The following is a 25,654-nucleotide window of genomic DNA, read 5'->3' on the forward strand; positions in this document are numbered from 1 at the left end:
GAGGTTAATGAAATGGATCCAATGACAGAGGTTGCGTTTCAAATTATCTTGTTTGCTGGTAATGGTAAATCAAGCGCAATGGAAGCTATACATGAAGCAAAAGAAGGCAACTTTAAAGAAGCAGACAAGAAGTTGAAAGAAGCCGGTGAAGAATTAGGGAAAGCACATCAACACCAAACAACATTGCTTCAAAACGAAGCACGTGGAGAACAACAGCAACTAAATATTATCTTAGTACACTCGCAAGATCATTTAATGACGGCTATGACCGTTCGTGATTTAGCTACTGAAATCGTTGAAATTTATAGAACAAGATAAGGAGACTATCGATATGTCATTAGATTATCAATTTCCAGAAAACTTCTGGTGGGGAAGCGCCGCTTCTTCAACACAAACAGAAGGTGGAGAAAATGGAACAAAAGGCAAGAATATTTGGGACAAATGGTACGAAGAAGAACCTAACCGCTTTTTTGAGAATGTTGGCCCTGAAGTGACGTCTGATTTCTATCATCGCTTCAAAGAAGATATTGCAAACATGAAAAAAATTCATCATAATAGTTTTAGACTCTCCATTTCTTGGGCAAGACTCATTCCAGGTGGACGAGGTGAGGTAAATCCTGAAGCAGTAGAATTTTACTCTCAAGTCATTGATGAATTGATCAGAAATGACGTTGAACCTTTTGTGAATTTGTTCCATTTCGATATGCCTTTAGAGCTCCAAGAAATTGGTGGTTGGGAAAATCGAGAAGTCATTGAAGCTTATGCTGAATATGCTGATAAAGCTTTTGAGTTATTTGGTGACCGTGTAAACAAATGGTTCACGTTTAATGAGCCCGTTGTACCTGTAGAAGGTGGCTACTTATACGATTTTCATTATCCTAATATCGTGGATGCAAAAAAAGCTGTTCAAGTTGGATACAATACCATGATTGCCCACGCTAGAGCCGTAAAACTTTACCATGAAAAATATGATGGTCAAATTGGAATCGTTTTGAATCTAACTCCTTCTTATCCAAGAAGTCAAAACCCGGCAGATTTGAAAGCTTCTCACTACTGTGACTTGTTCTTTAATCGAAGCTTTCTAGATCCAGCTGTTAAAGGCGAGTACCCTCAAGATTTGATTGATCTACTTTCTGAATATGGTCAGCTACCTGAAACAGAAGAAGGGGACAAAACCTTACTTAAAGATAATATAGTGGATTTATTAGGTGTGAATTATTACCAACCTAGAAGGGTCAAAGCTAGAGAAACTCAACCGCATCCTGATAGTCCTTTCATGCCTGACTGGTTTTTTGATTATTATGAAATGCCAGGTAGAAAGATGAATCCTTATCGTGGATGGGAAATTTACGAAAAAGGTATCTACGATATTATGATTAATCTTAAAGAAAATTACGGCAATATCGAATCCTTTATTTCTGAAAATGGTATGGGGGTTCAAAATGAAGAACGCTTCTTAGAGAATGGCCGCATTGAAGATGATTATAGAATCGATTTTATAAAAGAACATTTAAAATGGTTGCATAAATCAATTGAAGAAGGATGTAACGTAAAAGGATATCACCTATGGACATTCATGGATAACTGGTCTTGGATGAATGCCTATAAAAACCGCTATGGTTTCTATTCTGTTGATTTAAAAACACAGGAAAGAACGGCTAAGAAAAGTGCTTCTTGGTTTGCCGAAGTGTCTGAAAAGAACGGTTTTAACCAATAAAACTAAACTGAAGAAATGATAAGCGTAGTGATTAAGACTTACTGCGCTTTTATCATGCTAAGAGATTAAGAGAGATTTATTATCGACTATTTCTAAAGAAAGGAGAACATTGATGCGAAAAAGACAGCTTAAAATTTTAAAAAAATTGTCCTCCGCTCATCAACCAGTGACCAGTGATCAGCTTGCTTCACTGATTGAAGTCTCTTCTCGTACAATTAGAAAAGATATAAAAACATTAAATGATGAACTAGAACAATCTGGCGCTTATATCTATGCTCTTAAAGGAAAGGGATTTGAGCTCGTTGTCAAAGATCAAAACCTCTTTGACCGTTATGTTCAGGAATTAGATCCTACATTTAATCAAAATCTGGACCTTCCAGATACGCCCAATGAACGGATTAAATATCTTTTGAATCTTATCCTTCGTAAAAATGAACCAATTAAACTGGATGATCTTAGTGAACAAATACACGTTAGTCGTTCAACGCTACAAGCAGATCTAAAATCGATTAAACCCTTGCTCAAACGATATTCGCTCAACTTGATCAGTCGCCCAAACTATGGTTTGATTTTGCAAGGAACGGAACTGAATAGACGGTTTGCTATTTCAGAATATCTCTATGATCACCGACAAATTGGCCCTAATTTAATTCAATTAAAGCAAGTCAGTGTTATTGCTGAAATGAATGAAACGACGTTGAATGATATTTGGATCATTCTTTTGTACCAAATTGAAGTCAATAAAATTGTCCTTTCAGATATTGCTTTAAACAATCTTTTTGTACACATTGTGATTGCCTATAAACGAATCAAAGAAGGCTATAGTGTTAATCTCATCAAACAAGAACTAGCAGATATACAAACTCAAAAAGAATATGAAGTTGCTCAGAAAATCATTATGCAAATTCAAGAAGTGTTGGGTGTGTCATTTCCAGAAATTGAAATCGCTTATATTGCTATCCACTTGCTTGGGACTAAACTAGTGAATACGTCTCTTACATTAGACGGCTCAAACGAGCAAATGGTGAATCCTGAAATCCTACACTTAGTAGAAGAAATTCTTCAACGTGTTCAAGACGAATTGAGTTTACAACTTACTCAAGACCGAGAACTTAAAATCAGCTTGGCCTTACACTTAAAGCCAGCCATTAATCGATATAAATATAATATGAATATTCGTAACCCTATGCTTGAAGACATAAAAGCTCATTACCCTTTGGCATTTGAAGCGGGGATTACAGCGGCTACTGTGATAAATCAGACATTATCCGTTGAGATTGATGAAAATGAAGTCGCTTATATCGCCTTACATTTTGGAGCAGCGATAGAAAGAGTAAAAGAAAATTTGTCTTTGAAAAAATGCTATATTGTCTGTGCGTCTGGCTTAGGTAGTTCCAGATTGATTCAGTACAAATTGAAATCAGAATTTCGTTCAGAGATTGAAGTTTTAGGAACGACTGAACTCTATCGTTTAAAAGAAATTCCTTATCCGGACATTGATTTCATCATCAGTGCCGTTCCAATTAACGAGCCGTTACCTGTTCCAGTGCTTGAAGTCAATGCTATCTTAAGTCAGATCGATCTCAATAATATCAAACAATTTATAAAGAGTGATCAGTCTAATCCTTTGACGTTTATCGACGAGGAACACACTTTTTTACATCAATCTTTTCGTTCAAAAGAAGAGATTTTCTCATTTTTGATGGTCCAATTAAAAGAACAGCACGCTTTATCAGATGACTATGTTGAACAGCTGGAAAAACGAGAGGAAATCGCACCAACTGCCTATGGGAATTATGTAGCGATTCCACATCCAATCACGCCTCAGACAAGTACAACTTTTCTGACATTCTGTACATTGAAACAACCCGTTCAATGGGGGGAACGAAAAGTTCAGTTTGTCTGTTTGTTGAATGTTGAAAAAGACAGTATGGAAGACTTACAACGTTTGTATGACGTTTTAGGTAAAATTGTGAACACGCCTTCAATCGTGAGCAAACTCTTACAGTGTGAAACTTACGCTGAATTTATCGAAACCATTCAAATCAATACGTGAAGAAACGTTTAGTCGTTTAAAGATACTTTTTCGGAAGTATCTTTATTTAGTTCACTACTTCAATCCACCTGACCTTACATTAGCGCTATTACTGGATTGAATGTTTATTTTTATTCAATCTTCCAGTATACTATAGGTATATAAACAAAAGAAAGGAGTGAAGAAGTTTGACAAAAGAATTGATTCAACACGTTGAAAATCGTTTTGGTATTACATTTCAGGATAAAGAACTTCTTATTGAAGCATTTACTCATTCATCCTATGCGAATGATCATCGAGAGTTAACATTAAAAAACTTAGAACGTCTAGAATTTTTAGGAGACGCTGTACTTGAATTGACTGTCTCTGAATATTTATATAATAAATTTCCAGAGCTTCCTGAAGGACAATTGACTCGTATGCGTGCAGCTATTGTCAGAGCTGAAAGTCTGGCTATGCTGGCAAAAGAGTGTGAACTCGCTCAATTTCTTCGTTTAGGAAAAGGCGAAGAACTCATGAATGGTAGAAAGCGTCCATCATTATTATGCGACGTATTCGAAGCCTTTGTTGGTGCGGTCTTTATTGACCAAGGTATGAGCGTTGTCATGGATTTTTTGGAAAAAGTATTATTTCCTAAAATAGATTCTGGTGCTTTCTCTCATGGGATGGATCATAAAACAGCCTTGCAAGAACTATTGCAAAAAAACGGTGTGGTTACTATTGTATATCAGGTTATCGAAGAAATCGGACCAGATCATGACCGTCAATTTGTAGTAGAAGTATTTATAGAAGGCGATTCTTTAGGATCCGGTAAAGGGCGTTCTAAAAAAGGTGCAGAACAAGAAGCTGCACGAGTCGCATTAATGACACTAGAGAAAAAACAGTAAGAACCAAATCAGACCAGTGAGTTCAACGTTCTCATATCGTTAGCAAGGAGAGGAAACATCTGTGCAATTAAAAAAACTGGAACTGAAAGGATTCAAGTCGTTTGCTGATAAAACGACGCTGGACTTTAATGATGGTGTAACAGCTGTTGTTGGTCCAAATGGTAGTGGAAAAAGTAATATCATAGAAGCCATTCGCTGGGTTATGGGTGAGCAATCTGCCAAGAACCTACGTGGCGGACGCATGCATGACATCATTTTTTCTGGAACCGATTCAAGAAAATCTATAAACATTGCAGAAGTCACCTTGGTTTTAGACAATCAAGATGGCTTTCTTCCTGTGGATTTTGAAGAAGTTAGTGTGACTAGACGCATTAATCGAAACGGTGAAAGTGACTACCTCTTAAACAAGCAACCTTGTCGTCTTAAAGACATCGTCGACCTTTTCATGGATTCAGGACTCGGTAAGGAATCTTTTTCAATCATTTCTCAAGGACAAGTAGAAGCCATCTTCAACAGTAAAGCTGAAGACCGTCGCTCTATTTTTGAAGAAGCTGCCGGTGTCTTGAAGTATAAGCTGCGTAAACAAACAGCAGAAAGAAAGCTCGAAGATACTCAGGATAATCTTGATAGAGTTCAAGACATTTTGTATGAGTTGGATACTCAGGTTGAGCCTTTAAAAGCTCAAAGCGATCTTGCGCACTCTTTTTTAGAGCAAAAGGAAGAATTGACGGGCGTTGATATTGGATTAACCGTTTTAAAAATCAAACAATTGCAAAATTCTATGGAAACCGATCAAGTTTTATTAGATCAATTAACTCAAGAGCTGACTGAACTGACTACTGCAGTTGATAAAGATCATCAAGAGGCTCAAAAACTGAAACTTAGACAAATTCAACTTGAACAAGAACGTGAGCAGATTCAGAACCAGTTACTGCAGACAGTTCAATCTATTGAGCGAACAGAATCTGCTTTGAATCTCCATGCTGAAAAAGAAAAACACAAAGAAGCCTTCCTTGATGAAAAGAAAGCCTCTATTAGAAACCTTGAACAACAACTAGATACGGTTACAACCTCTTATGACAGAGTAACAAAAGAACTCGCAGCGTTTAATAAAAAAGCTGCCGAATGGTCTTCTCGAATCAAAGAAAAACAAGCTCAAAAAAATCGTCTCGAAGGTAACCGGGAAGAAGCCATTGAAGACTTGAGAGCGACTTATATCGATTTGATGCAAGAACAAACAACGCTTAAAAATGAACAAACTTATCTTGAACGTCAAATACAACAACAAACCGTTTCAAAAGAGAAAGTCGCACGGAATGCTTTAAAAACCACCCGGGAGTTAGAGGAACTTGAAGCACAAGTTAAATCGAAATCAGAGCATCATGCTATTTTAAAAAAAGAAGTCGATGAACTTTTAACAGCCTTTCAAAAGACTAAAGCAACAATTGAACAGTTAACGCCTGCGATAGAAAATAAAGAAGCACGGTTAAATGACACTCAAAGCAAACTTCAACACGCAATCGCTAAACGAACGAGTTTGCTAGAGATGCAGGAAAATTATGCCGGTTACTTTGCCGGTGTTAAAGCCGTTATGAAGTATCGATCTCGACTGGAGGGAATCGTTGGTACGGTAGCCGATTTGATTGAGGTGCCTAAGCCTTACTTAGAAGCTATTGATACAGTTCTTTCTTCTTCAAGCCAGTTTGTCGTGGTAGAAAATGAAAAAGCCGGAAGACAAGCTATTCAGCACTTGAAAGCTACTCGTGCAGGAAGAGCTACCTTTTTACCCATTACAACGATCCAGTCTCGACTGATCCGCTCTGATGTAAAACAAGCAGCTAGTGAAATTGAAGGATTCGTGGGTATTGCCAGTGACTTAATTCAATATGAAAGCCATGTTTCTAATATATTAGAAAATCTTCTTGGGAATACAATTGTAGCGGAAACGTTAGATGCCGCAAATGCGATAGCTAGAACTGTTAATTACCGTTACCGCGTAGTCAGCCTTCAGGGTGATATGATGAATGCTGGTGGTTCCATGACCGGCGGTGGTGGAAAGCGTTCTTCTAATTCTCATCTGTTTTCTCAGAAAAAAGAACTAAAAGAACTGGAAATCTTTATCGACGAAACAGAAAAAACGGTTGACCTAAGAAGACAAGAATTAACTAGAGATAAAGAACAACGTAAAAAGCTTTCAAATAAAATTGAAGAGGTTCGCTCAGCGGGAGAAGAAAAACGTGTTGACGAGCGTCAATTGCAAAATGAACTAAATTCTGTTGAAGAAAAACGGACAAGGCTAAGCAGAGAGCAACAAGCGCTGACTTACGAGTCCAACCAAGCAGAAAAAGAACTCACCGAAAATCAAAAACGATTAGAAGATATTGCGACCAGTCGCAAACAGATTGATGAGCAAATGACCTCTCAAAAGCGGGAAATGAATGAACTATCTGCTGAAAGAGAAGATATTGAAGCACAGAAAATCACTTTGCAAGAAGATCTTGAATCCCTTCAAGAACATCTGCATACCGTAAATGAGCAGCAAGCAGCTATAAAAGCTGAGGTAACGCATTTCAAAAATCAAAAAGAGCAGTTAGAAGAAAATATTCAAGTACTTTATGCTGACTTGAAAGCTTATGAGTCAGGTGAATCACTTGGTTCAAGAGAAGAACTAAAAAAACAACTGACAGATCATCGCTCAAAACTTGAACAGTTGAGAGAAGAAGAGCACGTCCTCAAGAAAGAAGCTAACCGTATTGAAACAGAAAAAACTCAAGTCGAAAGTCGGTTAACTGCAAGGCAAGCAGACAAGCAGGAATTAAGTGATCGTAAGACAAAAGTCGAAATTAATTTATCTAGAGTGGATGTATCTCTCGATCATTTACTGAACTATCTTTCAGAAGAATATGGATTGAGTTATGAAGAAGCAAGGTTAGAACCACCTCTATCTCTATCAGAAGAAGAAGCGCAGAAAAAAGTCAAGCTCTTGAAAAAAGGGATAGAAGAACTGGGGCCAGTTAATGTTGGTGCCATTGAAGAATATGAAAGAGTATTTGAACGATTCACTTTCCTCAGTGCACAACAAAAAGATTTACTTGAAGCTAAAGCGAGTCTTTACGATACAATGGATCAAATGGATACAGAAGTTTCTAGAAGATTTGAAGAAACTTTCAATCTAATCAAAGCTCAATTTGCCATTGTCTTTCCACAGATGTTTGGCGGAGGTAAGGCAGAACTAAGACTGACTGATCCAGAAAATTTACTAACTTCAGGCGTTGAGATCGTCGCTCAGCCACCTGGTAAAAATTTGCAATCCTTAAGTTTGTTGTCTGGTGGAGAACGTGCGCTGACTGCCATTTCACTGCTTTTTGCCATTATACAAGTCCGACCAATACCTTTTTGTATTCTAGATGAAGCGGAGGCTGCACTTGATGAAGCCAACGTATCCAGATTTGGGAAATATCTGAAAAACTTTTCAATCGATACTCAGTTTATTGTTATTACCCACCGAAAAGGAACAATGGAAGAAGCCGACAGTCTCTATGGCGTAACTATGAGAGAAAAAGGCGTTTCTAAACTTGTTTCCGTTAGAATGAAAGACATAGAAGAAATCGAAGGTGTTTCTCCTTAGAGTATTGAGGAGAAGCTTTCATTACTATCCCTACTTGAACGAGCTAAGTAAACGATGAGAAGGAGTTTTACTGTGAGTATTAAACTTGTTGCACTAGATTTGGATGGAACCTTACTAACGAAAGATAAAGAAGTTTCAGTGGAAAATAGAGATGCTATACAACGAGCTAAAGAAGCTGGTGTAAAAGTTGTCTTATGTACTGGACGACCCCTCAAAGCGATTTTGCATATACTAAAAGACTGTAATCTACTTGAAGAAGGAGACCTAGGGATTACCTACAACGGAGGACTGATTCAATGGACTGAAACCGGAGAAAGTCTTAGTCAGATTACTATGGATAAAGACTCTGTACTTGAAATCTATGACTTAAGTCAAAAATTATCTGTTCCTTGCAACTTTATAGATCTAAATACAGTCTATGAACCCGCTTATCCTACAGGAAAAGACTCTCTTTATCCTTCAATAATGAATATCTTACCGTTTAAACCGATCAATATGGCTTCTTTGCCAGGAACAATGGCTATCAATAAAATGATTTTCTGTTGGCATCAAGAAGAGCTGGATCAAGCAATTAGCCAGATTCCAGCACATTACCATGATCGCTATACGATCATGAAGTCTCGTCCCAATCTTTTGGAAATTTTACCGAAAACCGTTGATAAAGGAAAAGGCCTTGCCTTGCTAGCGGATAAACTGAATTTAGATGTCAGTGAAATCATGGCCATTGGTGACCAAGAAAATGATTTGGCAATGATTCAGTACGCTGGGATTGGAGTCGCCATGGACAATGCTACAGACGAAGTTAAAGCCCAGGCTGACATCATTACAAAATCAAATGATGAACATGGTGTTGCTTATGCTATAGATCGATATGTGTTAAACTAGGTAAGATAAAAACTGAAACGGTCATCTGATCACAATCATTAGCAGAAAGTTGGGAAAAATATGGGATTGTTTGATAAAATCAAATCTGCTTTTACAAATACCGAAAAAACGGATATACAACCGGAAAAAAAAGAACCAGTTGAAGAAGCTTCAGCCCCCGTTTCTGAACCCGAACGTGTAGAACAAAAGGAAACAGCACAGTATGAAAAAGGACTTCAGAAATCTCGTCGTTCATTCACTAGACGTCTGAACGAATTACTGGCTAATTTCAGATATGAAGATGAAGAGTTTTTTGAAGAATTAGAAGATTTACTCATTGAGTCAGATGTTGGTTTTGAAGCAACGATGTATATCTCTGAAACACTTCGTCATGAATCTAAAGTTCAAAATGTTAGAAGCATGCAAGACGCTGAGCGTGTAATCGTTCAAACAATGGTCGATCTATATGGAGAAACCAATCCTGACCACCACGTTTTCAATAATAATCCTGATGGCTTGACCGTCGTTTTATTTGTAGGTGTCAATGGCGTTGGAAAAACTACTACAATTGCTAAAATGGCACACCAGTATATCGACAATGGTAAAAAAGTTGTTTTGGCAGCTGGAGATACTTTCAGAGCAGGAGCAATCGAACAATTACGCGTCTGGGGTGATCGAGTAGGGGCGCAGGTCGTTTCTACGAAACAAGGTGGCGATCCAGCGGCTGTTGTTTATGACGGGATTACCCAAGCAAGAGAACATGGAGCAGATGTTTTACTGATTGATACTGCCGGTCGTTTACAAAATAAAAAGAATTTGATGAATGAACTTGAAAAAATGAAACGAGTGATCAGTCGTGAAATTCCAGAAGCACCTCACGAAACCTTGCTTGTACTGGATGCAACAACTGGACAGAACGCACTGAACCAAGCGAAGATTTTCAAAGAAACAACTGATGTTACTGGGATTGTTTTGACTAAGATGGATGGTACAGCTAAAGGTGGTATCGTTTTAGCAATTGGCAAGGAACTAAATATCCCTGTGAAATTTGTCGGTCTCGGTGAGACGATGGATGACTTGCATGCTTTCGATTCAGAGAAGTTTGCAATTGGCTTATTCAAAGAACTGATTCAACAGACAGCTTAAAGGAGCCTTTATATGGAACTAGAAAAGACACTTCAAATGAACACACTGTTCAGTTTCTACGGGCCACTACTGACGAAAAAACAACAGGAATATATGCAACTATACTACGGCGAAGATTATTCTCTTGGAGAAATTGCTGAAGACTTTGAAATTAGTAGACAAGCGGTCTACGACAATGTCAGAAGGTCCGAAACGATTCTCTTGGATTACGAAGCAAAGCTACATCTAGTTGAAGATTTCGACTATAAACAGCGCGTGCTAAATAAAGCGCGCACTTATGCACTAGAAAAATACCCAAATGATTCAACCTTACTGGAACTACTACAAGAGGTAAGCTATGAACCAAAACGAGAGGGGAAATAACCTGAATGGCCTTTGAAGGATTAACTGGACGTTTACAAGATGCATTTTCTGGTCTACGTAAAAAGGGAAAAATTACAGAAGCTGACGTAAAAGATGCTATGCGCGAAGTGCGCCTGGCTTTACTGGAAGCCGATGTAAACTACAAAGTTGTACGTGATTTTGTTAAAACGGTAAGAGAAAAAGCAATTGGTGAAGAAGTTTTAGAAAGTATTAACGGTGGTCAGCAAGTTGTAAAAATTGTTAACGATGAATTAACTCACTTAATGGGTGACACGCAAGAAAAAATTATTTTTGCGGACCGTGGACCAACGGTTTATATGATGACCGGTCTCCAAGGTGCTGGTAAAACGACTACAGCTGGTAAACTAGCAAATTATCTTCGTAAAAATGAGAATAAAAAGCTGATGATGGTTGCAGCCGATATTTATCGTCCTGCAGCGATCGATCAACTGCAAACAGTTGGTAGAGATTTGAATATCCCTGTATTCAGCATGGGTGATCAAGTAAGTCCAGTCGAGATTGCTGAAAAAGGAATCCAAGAAGCGATTGATACAAATCGAGATGTTGTTATTATCGATACAGCGGGTCGTCTACATATAGACGAAACACTGATGGATGAACTAGAAAACGTCAAGACAGCCATCAACCCACATGAAATCTTTTTAGTTGTAGATGCCATGACTGGTCAAGATGCTGTCAATGTTGCGAATACCTTTAACGATCGCTTGGATATCACCAGTGTGATCCTTACAAAATTGGATGGAGATACACGTGGTGGTGCTGCACTTTCTATACGCTCCGTGACGCAAAAACCGATTAAATTTACGGGTACTGGGGAACGCCTTGATGCACTTGAACCATTCCACCCAGACCGCATGGCTAACCGAATTCTTGGCATGGGCGATATCTTAACATTAGTTGAACGTGCTCAACAAGAAGTGGATGAAAAACGCGCGGAAGAAATGGCTGAGAAAATGCGTGAAAATACGTATGATTTCAACGATTTCATCGAGCAAATGGACCAGATGCAAAATATGGGACCTATTGAAGATCTAATCAAAATGATTCCTGGAGTAAACCAGATTCCTGGTATGGATCAATTTGAAATGGATCCTAAAGATATAGCACATATGAAAGCCATCGTTATGTCTATGACACCAGAGGAAAGAAGTAATCCAGATATCCTCTCTCAAAAACGTAGAAGAAGAATCGCTGCTGGTTCAGCTAGAAATATTGCTGAAGTCAATCGTATGATCAAGCAGTTCAAACAATCCAAAGATATGATGAGCAAGATGTCTAATGGAAATATGAACGGTATGGAAAATCTTTTCGGTGGTGGAATCAAAGGTAAGTTAGGTAAGATGGCCATGAACAAAGCTTCTAAAAACATGGCCAAAAAGAAAAAGAAAAAAATCAGAAGAAAAAAATAGTTTAGCGAAAACACATTTATCTACATGCATCTTTACCCGAAAACAAGACACTGTTTTGAGTGTCTTGTTTTCGGGTTGTTTTTTTGGTTATTTTGATAAACTTTTGTAGATAGGTTTGAGTTGAATAGGATCAGATCGGTTAAGGCCCGCTTTTTAACAATTTTCAAAAAACGTTGTTATATCAACATTTCTAAGCTAAATCATGGTATAATAGTAAAGTAGAAAGTTGAGACGGTGGCTATCTTGGAAGGTGGTGGTGCTTATGAAAATAGGTGCTAGAATCTTAGAAAGGAAAAGCCTTTTTGTCCGTAGCTGAAGCTTTACAGCTGATGATTGGTTTTGGAAGTCTCTTGATTTCCATTATTAGTCTTGTAGTTGTTTTGATAAAGCTAAATAATGACAAAAAAAATAACCGTCTTTAACTTTAGCCAGTTAACGGTTATTTTTTAACTTATTACTGCTACCGTCTTAACGGTTCTACACAAGAGGGCATGTTACTAGCATGTCCTCTTTTTCTGTCTAAATTATACCACAAAGGAACGATTGTATACAAAATTAAATGACTTTTATCTTCAAAAAAGATCAAAAGTGTCGTCTTAAAAACACTTTTTATTGAATGTACATTTGCTTAAGCTCGCTGTCAATTAGAACGCTATATAGAGGGCCTTTTTTAAGAAATCCAAATTTGTTCGTTTTCTACATAATCGATCAGTTTTTCTAGTTCTTCATCACTAGCTGATTTTTCATTTGAATATAATTTTATTAAGGTAGTAGAGTCGACCCCTGTCTCACGGCTCAATTCTTCTCTTGTTAAATTTTTAGAGGTTTGAATCTCTTCTAATCTAGTCATATAGACAATGGTTTCAATTTCTCTATCGGTTATTTGATCCTCAATTCCGTGTTCTAACATCAAGATTTGTTTGATAGAAAAAATATCTAAAAATTTTCCAATACCTTTTGCAAGTAACTGAACTTGCCTCATAATATAGTCTTGATCTTCAATACTCATTGGATGAACTCCTCTTTTTTAACATTCAGTAAGATAAAATCAATCTGTAAAGAAAAAACACTTTACAAGCTTTTGTAAGCATGATATGATAGGACTCGTGAGATTGAGAGAAGGCACAATACCGAGTTTAACCTGGGTATTGATGCTGGATTCTACAGGAGGTGCAAGTTAAACATGGCAGTAAAAATTCGTATGAAACGTATGGGTTCTAAAAGAAAACCTTTTTACCGTTTAGTTGTTGCGGATTCTCGCGCTCCACGTGATGGTCGTATTATTGAAGCAGTTGGTACTTACAACCCAGTTTCAACACCGGCTGAAGTTAAAGTGGACGAAGAACTCGTTTTAAAATGGTTACGTGATGGTGCTAAACCGTCTGATACAGTTAAAAATCTTCTTTCTAAAGAAGGAATTATCAAAAAATTCCACGACGAGAAAAGAAGTAAATAAGTAACAACTTGATCTTACCTGAGTAACTTACTTAGGTAAGTGATCCTACATAAAAGAGGATGGTACTATGACTGATCAAAAAATGAGAGATTTGATTTTTACGATTGTCAATCCGTTAGTTAGTCATCCTGATGAAGTCAAACTTGACTTGCAAGATACCGATGAATTTCATGAATACTTATTATCGGTTCATCCTGATGATGTCGGTCGTGTGATTGGAAAGAAAGGGCGCATTGCTAAGGCGATTCGTGCCATTGTCTACAGTATCCAATTTGACGGACCAAAACGCGTGCGTTTAACCATTGTAGATTAACAAGACAATCTATTAGTGTACTGAATATTTAAAGACTTTAGTTTCAACAATCCATGTAAGATTATTTGAAGGTTCATAGTGAATGGGGATGCCTCTGAGGAGAACATCTCCATTTTGTTGTATTATATAATAAATGACTGTATAGGAGAAGGATAATGGAATTTTATGATGTAGGTAAAGTGGTCAACACACATGGTTTGAAAGGAGAGGTGCGTGTCCTTTCTGTCACAAGTAACCCAGCAGATCGATATTACGTTGGCGCGCCACTGATCTGGTTCAAAGACGGAGAACAGATTGACTTGACTGTTCGCTCTCATCGCGTACACAAAAACTTTGACCTTGTTGCATTTGAAGATTATCCGTCAATCAATGAAGTTGAGCGTTTTGTTGGTGGGGTACTCAGAGTCGGAGATGACCAACTTTTAGAGCTTGAAGATAATGAATTCTACTTGCATGAAATCATCGGCTGTACAGTCGTGGATGAGTCTGGAGATACTCTTGGTAAGATAAAAGATATTTTAGCTACCGGAGCTAACGATGTCTGGGTCGTTCAAAGACAGAACAAGAAAGATTTATTACTACCATACATTGAACCGGTCATCCTTGATGTCGATATTGAAAATCAACGTGTAACGGTTCATGTAATGGAAGGATTGGACGAATGAAAATAGATGTTGTTACCTTGTTTCCAGAAATGTTTGATGGGCCTTTAAGTCACTCTATCATGAAACGGGCCATTGACAAGGATCTTTTAGAAGTGCACAAAGTGAATTTTCGTCGATTCGGTGATGGTAAACATCAACATGTAGATGATACCCCTTATGGTGGTGGAGCAGGCATGTTGTTAAAACCCGAACCTATCTTTCAGTCGATTGAAGAAATTGAAAAAAGAGAACCGTTAACAACTAAACGGATTATCTTGATGGATCCAGCGGGAAAGCCTTTTGATCAGTCCATGGCAGAAGAATTTTCAAAAGAAGAGCATCTCGTATTCATCTGTGGTCATTATGAAGGCTATGACGAGCGGATTAGAAGTCTAGTGACTGATGAAGTGTCTTTAGGTGATTATGTCTTGACAGGCGGGGAATTGGCTTCTATGGTTATGATGGACGCTGCCGTTAGATTAATTCCTGGTGTACTGGGCAACGAAGTATCCGCTGAAACAGATTCTCATTCTAGCGGCTTACTTGAACATCCGCATTATACCCGTCCTGCGGAATATAAAGGTATGAGTGTCCCTCAGGTATTGATGAACGGAAATCATAAACTGATTGAAGAATGGCGCCATAAAGAATCTTTAAAGAGAACGTATCAAAGAAGACCTGATATGCTGGAAAAGAGAACATTGACTAATCAAGAAAAACAATGGATTGAAGAGTGGAATAAAGAAGCGACTTCTCAGGAAGAAGTGGAATAAATTTGAAAAATCAAGTAAAAAACCTTTACAGTGTTTCGATAGTATGATAAAGTTAATAGCTGAGTGGGGAACCACTTGTATCTGACAATATTCCGCTGGGACTGGCTCCTAAGAGTATTGCGCGAAAGGAGTAGTTAAAATGAATCCATTAATTCAAGATATCACTAAAGAACAACTACGTAGCGATCTTCCTGACTTCCGTCCTGGAGATACTGTTCGTGTTCACGCACGTATCGTAGAGGGTACTCGTGAGCGTATCCAGATTTTTGAAGGCGTCGTGATTGGTCGTCGTGGTCAAGGTATCAGCGAAATGTACACTGTTCGTAAAGTATCGAACGGAGTAGGCGTTGAACGTACTTTCCCATTACATTCACCTCGTGTTGCAGAAATCGAAGTGACTCGTCAAGGACGCGTTCGTCGTGCTAAATTGTACTACCTACGTAACTTACGTGGTAAAGCTGCACGTATCCAAGAACGTTCTCGTCGTTAATCACCATGAGATAGTTAAAAGCCTGTTTTCTCCACTAGGAGTTAACAGGCTTTTTTAGTTTACAATTCTTTCGTTGTACATGGTTCTAAGCGTATTCTGATTCTTTTTGCAACACACCTTCCAAAACTCAATAATGAAAACTTGTTTAAAGAGACTGTTCTTTCATTTTTGATAAATAATAATGATTAGTAAAAAGTGTATTTAGAATTTCATATAACGAGGAGTTAAAAAAGACATTTATTTAGATTAATGGATGAATTCTGGAACAACTCTGTTCATAATGGCTAAACTACGTTATAATAAAAGTGAGAATTTAATGATAGTATGAAATTAACTTATTGGAGGATTTTGATGAGCACAATTACGGACAATTTCAAAGCACTAGCAGAAGAAAAGCAAATTCAATTCAAAGTTAAAGAAATTCCAGCACCGATTCGCAATAAAGAAGGCGAAACAACTGAACAACAGCAACTTTTATTCCAATCAGCACTTCGTGTTACTAAGGATAAACCTGTTGGATGTGCTGTAATCATTCATGATGCACCACTTGAGCGTGTAAACTATCAAATTACTTACAACAAAATAGGTTATGTTACTGACCGCAACAAGCTACCGGATATCCTAACTGAGCTAAATGAATTGAACGCTATGAAATCGGGCTACTTCCGCTTTTTAGTTTCTGGAGACGGAGAACTTTTCATGCGCTATTTAGGCATTACGGGTGAAGATGTCAATCCAGTAATGGATGTCTTTGTATTTGGTGGACGCATTTTACGTGCATTACTGCCAGAACTTGAAAAAATAGACGGACTTGACCTGACACCTAGAAAAGGGTAAGAAATTATTATGGATAAAGCATTATTTGAAACGTCTATTGTTAATAAAGAAGGCGTTGACGGCGTTGCATATGTAGATGATCCGAAAGGACTGCGTGTGATTACTTCCAGTCCATTGAGCGATGCCCCGGGTACGAATCCAGAAGAGTTATTTGGTCTAGCGATTGCCACTTGTCTGAATGCGACAATACAATCTCTACTAAAGGCAAGAGGAGCCGACAATAAGAGTCAGGTCACTTGCACAGTACAACTGAAACGCGAAGTTGATGGTATTGGATTTTTCTTTGATGTAGCTATATTTGCATCTGTTGAAAATATGTCACTTGCTGATGCGTCTAAATTGGTTGAATCTGCAGAAAAACGTTGTCCTGTTTCGAAATTAACTCAAGGAGCTACAACGCTTAAGATTCAAACTGTTGCATACGAAAATTGATTCAAAGCGATTAAATAAGACTCCGCCAGATTGATTCTTAAAATCGATCTGGCGGAGTCTTTCTCTGTCTTTTAGCACCCAAGCGTGCTAGCACCTTTATAAACATCATAAAATAAGTGAGTGAACGAATTGGGTAATGTAAACAAAGAAGACTTTTATTATGGCGCTTTTCTATCTAAATTAACAAAATCAGGAACGATTCCTGTATTGATCCAAACCACAGAGGACGGTATTTTTTATCGATTGACCTCTCAAGATTCTCAGACTGAACAGATTGTTTTAATGAAATACAGATCAACACCCGATCACAATGGGAAAAAGGTGAAACGCTGGGATTTTTCATTTACCAAGCTGGAAATCCAGCAGTTGAAACAATACCACGAAAAAGGCATACAACACCTTACAGCGCTAATATGTGGTGTCCATAGTCATTTACCTCAAAGTGAAATTGCTGTGCTGAACTTCGAAGAAACCATTGCTTGTATTGGGCTAACGTATACTTCAGGGGAGTCACGAAGGATAACCGTTAGAGAAGAAAAGTATGCTCCTGGTTTGAAAGTCTATGGAACGAGTTTAGCAGACAAAGATTTCATACGCGTAGACAGAGACTTTCAGAGTCAATATCTACTTTGAACTTGATAAACAAATTAAAAGACATCAAAAAGACCAGTTGAGTTACTGGGTTTTTGATGTCTTTTAAAGTTATAAGTCCATACAGCTAGGAAGCCTTTATCTCTTCATCAACGAAACCATAGGGATTGTAAACAAGTTTAGGATCTTCTCGCGTTTGTTTACTCAAATCTTCTCGTCCTATAACATTAAATAGTTCAATTGCTAAATTGTAACTATCCTGACTTTCTTTTTCTTTATTTAGACCCTTCAAGCACATTCCTTTACGCACGAGCGCTGCACCGAATGATAGAACCTTGTTATCACTTTTTGATTTAGTTATAAGCTGATCAGTATATTTTAAGGCTAACTCGTACTGTTCATGTGAAATAAGCAGGCAGGAAATATGAGATAGAAAGGATAGTCTTAATTCTTCAGCTTCTTTAAAACAATAATACTTTTCCAACTCCTCTAAAGCTTTATCTGTCAATGATACGGCTGTTTCTAGTTCAAAGTAATACAAAATACCATTTAGAAGATGAAATTCCGAGAGGTAAAACTTGTCAAGATTTTTTAATCTATCCCAGATGCTTTCTGCATATTTTCGAGCATCAGCAAGACTATTTTTTTCAATTAAACAATAGTAGGCTTGAGCGATATTCAGTACATCTTCTGTCATATGATCATATCGTTTTTCAAGTAATTTATTGGCAGCATCTATCAAATCTTTAACATAAGAAATATCAGGGAATTGTTCCATTTCTTTAAACAGATATAAGACGGTATCTTTATCATTTAAACTATAATCGTTCAAAATAAAAGCGTACTCGTCATGATGCATGTCCATGTAGTCAAGAATCGCTAAAAACTTGACGACATTTGGATTGATTTCGTCTTTCTCTAACTTAGTATAGTTTGATCTAGACATCGTACTGTCAGAAACTTCTTGTTGCGTATATCCTTTGTTTTGTCTGATAATCTTTAATACTTTTCCTAGATGATAATATAATTCACTCATGATAAGCCCTCCTAATTTTGCGGGTAAGATAATAACAATTATTAAGAAAGTGATAAATTCTTGTTAAAATATCCTATATAACGACAGTAGTAAAAGACAGTTGGTATAGATTGTAATTAAATGAACTTCGGTAGAAGGGGAATTTTTATGAATGAATTGGAGCCACTAGTTAACATTCCGGATAAAGTGTATAAATACATTGTTGAGGGTGAAAACGCGCTTATTACTTTAACTGTAGATAATATTGATGTTTTCCATAATGCAGATGGAAATATCGATTGTCCTTTGGAAACAGTTTTAAGAAAAATAACTTTACTTTAACTGAACTTAGTAGTTGGGGAATAGTAAACATTCGATTAGTTAGGTGGCTTGATGAGCGGGAACTCATCATCAACCAAATTGAATCGGTCGTACTATCAGATTTAATCAACCTTAACACGAACGTAGAGGAATAGATATAAGCACCGAAAAAGATTAACAAAAGGACACTGAATCACTACATAAATACGATATCGTTTTGATACCGTATTTATGTGTTGTTATTTTAAGATAGCAAAAGGATACTCTATATCATTAGTGGAAACTATATCCGTAATCAAGTAACCTAGAATAAAAGGAGGTTTTTACGTTGAGATATGAGCGGACAAGAATAAAAGAGGCTATCGTTAGTAGGTTACAAAAGGATAGGGATATTATCGGTATATACTTAGGTGGGTCCTTAGCCAATGGCACGGAAGATGAGTTTTCAGATATTGACTTGAGAATCTTAGTCGATGAAGGGGTGCCAAAGCGAGATAAGCTGAAAGTACTAATAGAAGATCAAAAAGATATTTTATTTATAGAATCGTGGTTTTCTTCTTTTGCAGTGATTCATTTTGATTGTTTTGTAAAGTTAGATCTTTTTGTCTACTACCCAAGTCAGTTAGCTGCAGATAGATGGTTGAAAGGGATTCAAATTTTAAAAGATACCGATGGGTTCTTGGAAAAGCTGAAAAGTGATTCTGAAAACTTAACATACATCCCCACTCAAGAAGAGTTCCAAGCAATCGTATATAAGTACTTAGCACATTTTCATGAGTTATATAGAAGATACCAGCGCAGGGAATATCATTATGTTCAGCAATGCTTTTTATCGATGCAGCATTGCCTGGTTTCACTTTTTCATATCCATTTAGGTATTCCTGCCAATAATCCTAATGACTGGAGTAAATACGAAGGGGAGAGAAGCTACTTAACTCAAGACAAACAAGCTTATCTCCTGAAACTGTCTCAAACCACCTACGATCAAATACCAAGTACTCTAAATTCTCTAAATAAAGAAATAGAACGGGTAGCTAAAGACACTGCTGAGATATACCATTTAAATTTCAAGCAAGACTTATTTTCTAAAGCAACCGACCTCGTTCAATTTGAGTAAACATCACTCTAGGAGACTTCCCTTAAAAATTGACAGTGTTATGTAATATGATATACTAGAACTGAAAAAGAGCCTTGCCTGAACAAGACTCTTTCCATAAGCCGTTTACTGACGGTGACCATATGAATTGAACGATCAAACCGTCCTTTAACTCTCCAAAGTCAGGACGGTTTTTTTGTGTCTTCATTTATCTTTTTTATTGATATTGATGACAAGAGAAATCATAGCAATGACGAACATGCCAAATCCCATCATCAGTTGCAAGGCATCGGTAACACTCAATCAGGCTTCTTCTTTCTGAAAAATGGACTATAGCACCGCATAGTGCCACCTCCTAAATAAAGCCACCGTCAGAACTTCTTACAAACCCATTATAGCAAACACACGTTCGAAATCAAGCGATATCTCGAAGTGTTTTGTAACAGAAAAACTAAATCGTAAATAATGATTCTGGTTTTTTATAAATAGTGTTAGAATTGAATTAGAAAGACTACGTAAGAAGAGGAGAATTAAATTATATGAGCTTTAAGTCATTGGAAACCAAAGAACTTGCTGATATTCAATCAGTCGGAACACTTTATGAACATGAAGAAACAGGCGCAAAGGTCCTTTATCTGAAGAACGACGATTCAAATAAATCTTTTACCATCGGATTCAAGACACCGCCTTATAATGATAATGGAATTGCTCATATCCTAGAGCATTCTGTCTTGAATGGTTCTAAGAAGTATCCTTCTAAAGAACCATTTGTAGAATTGATAAAAGGATCTTTGAATACATTCGTGAATGCAATGACCTTTTCGGATAAAACGATTTATCCTGTAGCTTCTACAAATCAAAAAGACTTCAAACATCTTATGGGGGTTTATCTTGACGCTGTATTCCAGCCTAATTTATATACAGATGAACAAATACTAGAACAAGAAGGCTGGCATTATCATCTAGAGAACGCAGAAGACGATTTGATTTATAAAGGGGTCGTTTACAACGAGATGAAAGGGGCTACTGCTTCTCCTGAGAGACAAGTCTATCAAAATTTGATTAGTCATTTGTATCCGGAAAGTATTTACAGTTATGAATCAGGCGGAGAGCCACAAGCGATTCCTAGTTTAACTCAAAAAGAATTTATCGAATTCCATCAAAACTATTATCACCCAAGCAATTCATTAACGATTTTATATGGTGATTTAGATATAGATGAAGCTTTTTCAGCCCTTGAGTCTTATTTCTCAGGAATCGGCCGTAAAGACATGGTTGATTTAACGATGGATGCAACTGAACCCACTCAAAAATCTTACGAAGGAACGTATTCGATTACTGAAGGGGATACGCCTGAAGGAAAAGACTTCTTGGCATTAGGCTGGCACGTAGCTTCTCAAGAAAACCCATTAGATAAGTATGGACTAGAAGTTTTACAAGAAATTTTATTTGGAAATAATCAGTCACCACTTAAAAAAGCATTACTGGATGCAGAGATTGGCGGAGATATTGATGGCGACGTGGATGACATTGGCTTTCCAACGGCTTTTACGATTCTTGCCAAATATTCTGATACAAGCAAGATGGATCAGTTAAAACAAGTTGTAGAAGAAACGTTATCTGGCCTTGTAAAAGAGGGGATCGATCAAGAACTTATTGATGGCGCATTGAATAAAATTACCTTCCAAACAAAAGAAGCCGCTATCTCAGAAGATAATCCGCGTGGTGTCATTTATGCTATTCGTTCTTTAAGTACATGGCTATATGAAAAAAATCCATTTGTGAATCTTGAGTTCTCAACTTACTTGAATCAGTTAAAAGAACTCGCTACTGAAGGTTATTTTGAAAAACTCATTTCCGACAAACTATTAGAAAATACTTTCCGTGTAGAAGTGGCCTTAAAAGCTGAACCGGGTAAAAATGATAAGCTGGAAGCCGAAACTCTAGAAAAATTACAAGAGTATAAAGCTCAGCTTTCTGAGGATGAAATTGATACAATCGTTACAAAAACGAATAACTTGATCAAACGCCAGGAAACGCCAGATCGTCCGGAAGATCTAGCTAAGATCCCAACTTTAACAAGAGAAGATTTAAGTACTGAAGTAGAAGACTATCCATTAGCATCTTCGACTATTTTCGAACAGTCTAAGTTCTATCATGCTGATCAGTTCACTTCAGGAATCGATTATATCAGTTTGTATTTTGATATCAGCGATTTCAAACAAGAAGAGTATCCATTACTAGGCTATTTGAGTAAACTACTCAGTAGACTAGGTACAGAACATTTTGATGTAGCGACCCTTCAACGTCAAAGTGATCTATACACTGGTGGTATTTACGCAACAATCGATATATTTGAGAACAAAAATGGTGAACTAAAACCTCACTTTGTCATCAGAGGGAAAGGTTTAGAAGACTTCTCGGAAAAAGTGATTGAACTGATATATGAGATGATTACACATACTCAATTTACTGATACTTCTGAGATGCTAAAAATCACTCAAAGCTCGATCTCTAACTTTGAAAATGCTATTAACTACAGAGCCCATGTATTGGCCGCTAATAGAGCTTTAAGCCAAGTTAAAGCTGCTTCTAAATTAAACGAGCTAGCTGGAGGCATCGATCAGTTTGGACACTTGAAAACTATTCGTGATCAATTGAAATCCGAAGAAACTAAAGAATTAACGGAACAATTGAAAACATTACTGAGTAGAATGCTTAATAAACAAAGAATTACGGTCTTATACGTCGGTGAAAGCGAACGCGTAGAGCCTATTAAAGCTCAGTTAGAGACAGCTTTTGCTAAGGTAGAAAACTCTAAAATAGAGGATGCCATTCAATACGTTCCTGGAAAGCCCATCAAAGAAGCTTATGTAACGGCACAAGATGTAAACTATGTAGGGGCTGCGGCTGATGCTTCAGGTACATTACCTTTCAATGGAACAACTAGCGTATTAGGGACGGTTTTCCGTTTTGATTATCTATGGAACGAGATTCGTGTAAAAGGTGGGGCGTATGGTTCACTGTACAATCACCGTAGGAACGGCAGCTTTGCGCTTGGGTCATATCGCGATCCAAATATTGGTAAAACCTTAGAGATCTACAATAATTTATCAAATTTTGTAGAGAAACTCTCGTTATCTGAGACAGAATTGGTTAAATATATTATAGGAACTATGAGTCCGTTAGAACAGCCAAACTCTGCATTCAGTAAAGGACTCATTGCTTTCGAACGATTCAATCGAGGTATTACGCAAGCAGAAATTCAGAAACTAAAACAAGAAATATTAGCTACAACTTCAGAAGGCTTAGCTTCATTAGCATCTGAGTACAGCAAAGTACTTGAAGATAGCACGGTTGTCGTCATCGGTAACAAAACACAGATAGAAAACGAAAAAGACTTGTTTGATAAAGTGATTGAACTTTACTAGGCAAATCTCTCGAAACGATCTTCTTAATCGAAGGTCGTTTTTTTGCTTGATTATTTATATAAGAGCGGAGAAAGGTGTCTAGATGGAATAGTTAAAAGAGAGGTGAACAAGTTGGTATCAAAAGGAACCATGTGTTACGGTTAAGTAGGTCTTAAGGTGGCGGCAGAGAATAGCTCGTCTATTGTATGTTTGATAAGATAAGACGACATAACTATAAACGAAACCCCAAAACTTTGTATTTATAAAGGAGTAATTATATGTTTACACTTGGGAGAAAACTTCACTTAGATGATAAAACAAACGTAAGTATTGTACTGTTTACACTTTCAGCGTTTATTTTAGGATGGTTGTTTACAAGAGACATTGGCTCTGGTTTTAATTTAGGTGGCGGCGTATTCTTATCATGGGCACTTGCTAGGGAAGTCGATCCAGCGCATAGTTATACAGCCTTTATAACCGCAACTTTGTCTTTATTCCATCTTTATTATGTAGATACAGTCCATTTTTTGATGATGGCTTGGATGCTTTTAATTTTGAGAGCGGTTAATGGTATTACCGGAAAAAAACTCACTCTATTTGATATTTTCTCAGCATTCGCATTAACCATTTTTCTATCTCTTAATAATAGAAACAGCCTCTATATATTGGTATTTATACTTGCGCTTATAAGCTTATTCATGCTTCAACAACGGGAGAAAATTACTTTCATGTGCGCAATGATTGCGCTCATCTTATTCCTAGTACAAAGTTTATTTTTAGGACATTGTACAGTTATTGGTACTGAACAATTGAACCTTTTAAATACACTTGTAATCATGTCTTCCATTCTATTTTCTATTCTCGCCAAATTCGGATTAAAAAATTTAGTGAAAAATGACAAAGGAAAAAAAACAGATCGTACTAGAATCTTCTATGGGCAACTACTATACGCTACTACCATCATATTTTTCGTTATCTTTGGTCGTTTGACATACAGTGATTTAGTCATCCAACTCTCAATATTATGGGGAGTTTTTATAAACTATATTGCAATTCAAATCAAGACTTACTACAAGAAATTTTTTAGTCAATAGCATCATCATTCATTTCAATAAGCATAACATTTTCAAAACTTTTTTATTTTCCATACAATAAACAAATAGAGAGAATCTAAGTTAGGAGTGTTTGAATGAGTTCAGAAAAAATTTTAATCACAGGTGCTGGAACGGGTTTTGGAAAAATGTTCGCGATTGAACTTGCAAAGATGGGTAAAGAGGTCATTGCAACAACAGAAGTGTACTCGCAAGTATCTGCACTAGAAAAAGAAGTAAAAGAACAAGGTCTTACGATGCAGATTGATAAATTAGACGTAACAGATCCTAAGGACAGAGAAAAAGCCTGGAATTGGGATATTGATGTTTTAGTAAACAACGCAGCAATTAAAGAGGGCGGGGCCTTGGTTGATATACCTGAGGACAACCTACGTAATCAATTTGATGTGAATGTTATTGGTCCAGTTCTATTGACACAGGGATTTGCTCGTAAGATGATTGAAAAGAATAAAGGAAGAATTGTTTTTGTTTCTTCTATATCAGGAATGATGGTCAATCCATTTTCCGGACCATATTCTGCTTCTAAATACGCTACAGAAGCGTTAGTAAATACGCTCTCTCAAGAACTACAAGAGTTTAATATAGAAGTTGCTACGATTAACCCAGGGCCATATTTGACTGGGTTCAACGACCGTGAAATGGAAGTTTGGAGAAGCTGGCAAGATGATGCCTCTAAGCGTGTATTCAATTACGAAGACATTGCGTTTCCATTTGAACAATTCAACCCAGAAGAGTTAATAGAAGGGGGACTTAAAGTCATCTTAGGAGAAACAAAATCTTACCGTAACGTGATACCTGAAAAGATGATTTCTCAAGTTAAAGAACAACAAGAATATCTGTGGAACAAAAAAACAGATGAAGCATTGGGCGAACGTCACCAGATGGTTCAAAAAGCCTATGATCTAGAACCGGAAACAAAAGCAGAAGATTATTAATCTTAAAAACGGCAAGTGCCCAAAAAAGGTACTTGCCGTTTTTTGATAAATTCATCATCGCCTCTGTGCATAAGAGAGTGTTTTGATAAAGTGGGTCTCTTCTACTCTTTCGTGCACAGAGTAGAAGAGGGGGAGAGAGGGGAAGACATAAACTGACGA

26 protein-coding genes are annotated in these 25,654 nt (G+C 37.2%); 23 read left to right on the forward strand and 3 right to left on the reverse strand.

The window, feature by feature from the left end; all coding sequences use genetic code 11:
- Positions 1-12: 12 nt before the first annotated feature.
- The 10 genes from ACFP65_RS05635 to ACFP65_RS05680 all read left to right on the forward strand — a co-directional run bounded on the left by ACFP65_RS05635 (position 13) and on the right by ACFP65_RS05680 (position 12,492).
- On the forward strand, positions 13-318 hold the full coding sequence (locus ACFP65_RS05635; protein WP_379916724.1) for a PTS lactose/cellobiose transporter subunit IIA: 306 nt from the start codon (positions 13-15) through the stop codon (positions 316-318).
- 13 nt (positions 319-331) lie between these two features.
- Positions 332-1,717 carry a glycoside hydrolase family 1 protein gene (locus ACFP65_RS05640; protein ID WP_379916726.1) on the forward strand — a complete coding sequence of 462 codons (1,386 nt, stop codon included), beginning with the start codon at positions 332-334 and terminating at the stop codon, positions 1,715-1,717.
- A 112-nt stretch (positions 1,718-1,829) separates the two neighbouring features.
- Entirely contained in the window at positions 1,830-3,773 is a 1,944-nt protein-coding gene (locus ACFP65_RS05645) for a BglG family transcription antiterminator (protein WP_379916727.1), read from the forward strand.
- Positions 3,774-3,940: 167 nt separating this feature from the next.
- A complete protein-coding gene (gene rnc / locus ACFP65_RS05650) occupies positions 3,941-4,639 on the forward strand; it encodes a ribonuclease III (RefSeq protein ID WP_379916729.1) in 699 nt (232 codons plus the stop codon).
- A gap of 61 nt (positions 4,640-4,700) precedes the next feature.
- Positions 4,701-8,267: a chromosome segregation protein SMC gene (smc, locus tag ACFP65_RS05655; protein ID WP_379916731.1), complete on the forward strand. Its 3,567-nt coding sequence runs from the start codon at positions 4,701-4,703 to the stop codon at positions 8,265-8,267.
- A 72-nt stretch (positions 8,268-8,339) separates the two neighbouring features.
- A complete protein-coding gene (locus ACFP65_RS05660) occupies positions 8,340-9,152 on the forward strand; it encodes a Cof-type HAD-IIB family hydrolase (protein ID WP_379916733.1) in 813 nt (270 codons plus the stop codon).
- 60 nt (positions 9,153-9,212) lie between these two features.
- Complete coding sequence (gene ftsY, locus ACFP65_RS05665; protein ID WP_379916735.1) at positions 9,213-10,277, forward strand: signal recognition particle-docking protein FtsY; 1,065 nt, start codon at positions 9,213-9,215, stop codon at positions 10,275-10,277.
- Positions 10,278-10,289: 12 nt separating this feature from the next.
- Positions 10,290-10,640 carry a putative DNA-binding protein gene (locus ACFP65_RS05670; protein WP_379916737.1) on the forward strand — a complete coding sequence of 117 codons (351 nt, stop codon included), beginning with the start codon at positions 10,290-10,292 and terminating at the stop codon, positions 10,638-10,640.
- Positions 10,641-10,645: 5 nt separating this feature from the next.
- Positions 10,646-12,070, forward strand: coding sequence for a signal recognition particle protein (gene ffh, locus ACFP65_RS05675; protein ID WP_379916739.1), 1,425 nt, complete (start codon positions 10,646-10,648; stop codon positions 12,068-12,070).
- Positions 12,071-12,372: 302 nt separating this feature from the next.
- Positions 12,373-12,492, forward strand: a complete 120-nt coding sequence (locus ACFP65_RS05680; protein WP_379916741.1) for a putative holin-like toxin — start codon at positions 12,373-12,375, stop codon at positions 12,490-12,492.
- A 248-nt stretch (positions 12,493-12,740) separates the two neighbouring features.
- On the opposite strand, the gene ACFP65_RS05685 is transcribed toward ACFP65_RS05680, so the two are convergent.
- Complete coding sequence (locus tag ACFP65_RS05685; protein WP_379916743.1) at positions 12,741-13,079, reverse strand: helix-turn-helix domain-containing protein; 339 nt, start codon at positions 13,077-13,079, stop codon at positions 12,741-12,743.
- A 174-nt stretch (positions 13,080-13,253) separates the two neighbouring features.
- On the opposite strand from ACFP65_RS05685, the gene rpsP reads away from it, so the two are divergent.
- The 8 genes from rpsP (at position 13,254) to ACFP65_RS05725 (ending at position 17,648) form a co-directional block, all read left to right on the forward strand.
- Positions 13,254-13,526: a 30S ribosomal protein S16 gene (gene rpsP, locus ACFP65_RS05690; protein ID WP_225744014.1), complete on the forward strand. Its 273-nt coding sequence runs from the start codon at positions 13,254-13,256 to the stop codon at positions 13,524-13,526.
- Between the two features lie 67 nt (positions 13,527-13,593).
- Positions 13,594-13,839 carry a KH domain-containing protein gene (locus ACFP65_RS05695; RefSeq protein ID WP_225744015.1) on the forward strand — a complete coding sequence of 82 codons (246 nt, stop codon included), beginning with the start codon at positions 13,594-13,596 and terminating at the stop codon, positions 13,837-13,839.
- 152 nt (positions 13,840-13,991) lie between these two features.
- Positions 13,992-14,504, forward strand: coding sequence for a ribosome maturation factor RimM (rimM, locus tag ACFP65_RS05700; RefSeq protein ID WP_379916887.1), 513 nt, complete (start codon positions 13,992-13,994; stop codon positions 14,502-14,504).
- Entirely contained in the window at positions 14,501-15,256 is a 756-nt protein-coding gene (gene trmD / locus ACFP65_RS05705; protein ID WP_379916746.1) for a tRNA (guanosine(37)-N1)-methyltransferase TrmD, read from the forward strand. Before rimM ends, trmD begins: the two co-directional genes overlap by 4 nt.
- 139 nt (positions 15,257-15,395) lie before the next feature.
- Positions 15,396-15,746: a 50S ribosomal protein L19 gene (gene rplS / locus ACFP65_RS05710; RefSeq protein WP_225744017.1), complete on the forward strand. Its 351-nt coding sequence runs from the start codon at positions 15,396-15,398 to the stop codon at positions 15,744-15,746.
- A gap of 351 nt (positions 15,747-16,097) precedes the next feature.
- Positions 16,098-16,583 (forward strand): hypothetical protein, encoded by a 486-nt coding sequence (locus ACFP65_RS05715; protein ID WP_379916748.1) that lies wholly within the window; start codon positions 16,098-16,100, stop codon positions 16,581-16,583.
- A gap of 9 nt (positions 16,584-16,592) precedes the next feature.
- Positions 16,593-17,015 carry an OsmC family protein gene (locus ACFP65_RS05720; RefSeq protein ID WP_379916750.1) on the forward strand — a complete coding sequence of 141 codons (423 nt, stop codon included), beginning with the start codon at positions 16,593-16,595 and terminating at the stop codon, positions 17,013-17,015.
- A 129-nt stretch (positions 17,016-17,144) separates the two neighbouring features.
- Entirely contained in the window at positions 17,145-17,648 is a 504-nt protein-coding gene (locus ACFP65_RS05725) for a hypothetical protein (protein WP_379916752.1), read from the forward strand.
- An 85-nt stretch (positions 17,649-17,733) separates the two neighbouring features.
- Here the strand turns inward: ACFP65_RS05725 and ACFP65_RS05730 are convergent, their stop codons facing one another.
- Entirely contained in the window at positions 17,734-18,642 is a 909-nt protein-coding gene (locus ACFP65_RS05730; protein WP_379916754.1) for a helix-turn-helix domain-containing protein, read from the reverse strand.
- Positions 18,643-18,789: 147 nt separating this feature from the next.
- Here ACFP65_RS05730 and ACFP65_RS05735 point away from each other — a divergent pair, with 147 nt between their 5' ends.
- Positions 18,790-18,963: a hypothetical protein gene (locus tag ACFP65_RS05735; RefSeq protein ID WP_379916756.1), complete on the forward strand. Its 174-nt coding sequence runs from the start codon at positions 18,790-18,792 to the stop codon at positions 18,961-18,963.
- A 307-nt stretch (positions 18,964-19,270) separates the two neighbouring features.
- Positions 19,271-20,059, forward strand: coding sequence for an aminoglycoside 6-adenylyltransferase (locus ACFP65_RS05740; RefSeq protein ID WP_379916758.1), 789 nt, complete (start codon positions 19,271-19,273; stop codon positions 20,057-20,059).
- A 183-nt stretch (positions 20,060-20,242) separates the two neighbouring features.
- On the opposite strand, the gene ACFP65_RS05745 is transcribed toward ACFP65_RS05740, so the two are convergent.
- Complete coding sequence (locus tag ACFP65_RS05745) at positions 20,243-20,341, reverse strand: putative holin-like toxin (RefSeq protein WP_327756246.1); 99 nt, start codon at positions 20,339-20,341, stop codon at positions 20,243-20,245.
- A gap of 236 nt (positions 20,342-20,577) precedes the next feature.
- On the opposite strand from ACFP65_RS05745, the gene ACFP65_RS05750 reads away from it, so the two are divergent.
- The 3 genes from ACFP65_RS05750 to ACFP65_RS05760 all read left to right on the forward strand — a co-directional run bounded on the left by ACFP65_RS05750 (position 20,578) and on the right by ACFP65_RS05760 (position 25,495).
- The gene (locus ACFP65_RS05750; protein WP_379916760.1) at positions 20,578-23,469 is read left to right on the forward strand and encodes an insulinase family protein; all 2,892 of its coding nucleotides are present in this window, start codon (positions 20,578-20,580) and stop codon (positions 23,467-23,469) included.
- Between the two features lie 257 nt (positions 23,470-23,726).
- Entirely contained in the window at positions 23,727-24,542 is an 816-nt protein-coding gene (locus tag ACFP65_RS05755; RefSeq protein ID WP_379916762.1) for a hypothetical protein, read from the forward strand.
- A gap of 95 nt (positions 24,543-24,637) precedes the next feature.
- Positions 24,638-25,495, forward strand: coding sequence for an SDR family oxidoreductase (locus tag ACFP65_RS05760; protein ID WP_379916764.1), 858 nt, complete (start codon positions 24,638-24,640; stop codon positions 25,493-25,495).
- Positions 25,496-25,654 lie beyond the last annotated feature (159 nt).

It is taken from the genome of Marinilactibacillus sp. GCM10026970, from assembly GCF_042660675.1.
In the GTDB taxonomy this organism is placed as follows: Bacteria; Bacillota; Bacilli; order Lactobacillales; family Carnobacteriaceae_A; genus Marinilactibacillus.

Bases quoted from the DNA above. Each gene is read 5' to 3' on its own strand.
- ACFP65_RS05635 (WP_379916724.1), top strand. From the start codon at position 13: ATGGATCCAATGACAGAGGTTGCGTTTCAAATTATCTTGTTTGCTGGT.
- ACFP65_RS05640 (WP_379916726.1), top strand. From the start codon at position 332: ATGTCATTAGATTATCAATTTCCAGAAAACTTCTGGTGGGGAAGCGCC.
- ACFP65_RS05645 (WP_379916727.1), top strand. From the start codon at position 1,830: ATGCGAAAAAGACAGCTTAAAATTTTAAAAAAATTGTCCTCCGCTCAT.
- ftsY (WP_379916735.1), top strand. From the start codon at position 9,213: ATGGGATTGTTTGATAAAATCAAATCTGCTTTTACAAATACCGAAAAA.
- ACFP65_RS05670 (WP_379916737.1), top strand. From the start codon at position 10,290: ATGGAACTAGAAAAGACACTTCAAATGAACACACTGTTCAGTTTCTAC.
- ffh (WP_379916739.1), top strand. From the start codon at position 10,646: ATGGCCTTTGAAGGATTAACTGGACGTTTACAAGATGCATTTTCTGGT.
- ACFP65_RS05685 (WP_379916743.1), bottom strand. From the start codon at position 13,079: ATGAGTATTGAAGATCAAGACTATATTATGAGGCAAGTTCAGTTACTT.
- rpsP (WP_225744014.1), top strand. From the start codon at position 13,254: ATGGCAGTAAAAATTCGTATGAAACGTATGGGTTCTAAAAGAAAACCT.
- ACFP65_RS05695 (WP_225744015.1), top strand. From the start codon at position 13,594: ATGACTGATCAAAAAATGAGAGATTTGATTTTTACGATTGTCAATCCG.
- trmD (WP_379916746.1), top strand. From the start codon at position 14,501: ATGAAAATAGATGTTGTTACCTTGTTTCCAGAAATGTTTGATGGGCCT.
- rplS (WP_225744017.1), top strand. From the start codon at position 15,396: ATGAATCCATTAATTCAAGATATCACTAAAGAACAACTACGTAGCGAT.
- ACFP65_RS05715 (WP_379916748.1), top strand. From the start codon at position 16,098: ATGAGCACAATTACGGACAATTTCAAAGCACTAGCAGAAGAAAAGCAA.
- ACFP65_RS05720 (WP_379916750.1), top strand. From the start codon at position 16,593: ATGGATAAAGCATTATTTGAAACGTCTATTGTTAATAAAGAAGGCGTT.
- ACFP65_RS05730 (WP_379916754.1), bottom strand. From the start codon at position 18,642: ATGAGTGAATTATATTATCATCTAGGAAAAGTATTAAAGATTATCAGA.
- ACFP65_RS05735 (WP_379916756.1), top strand. From the start codon at position 18,790: ATGAATGAATTGGAGCCACTAGTTAACATTCCGGATAAAGTGTATAAA.
- ACFP65_RS05750 (WP_379916760.1), top strand. From the start codon at position 20,578: ATGAGCTTTAAGTCATTGGAAACCAAAGAACTTGCTGATATTCAATCA.
- ACFP65_RS05755 (WP_379916762.1), top strand. From the start codon at position 23,727: ATGTTTACACTTGGGAGAAAACTTCACTTAGATGATAAAACAAACGTA.
- ACFP65_RS05760 (WP_379916764.1), top strand. From the start codon at position 24,638: ATGAGTTCAGAAAAAATTTTAATCACAGGTGCTGGAACGGGTTTTGGA.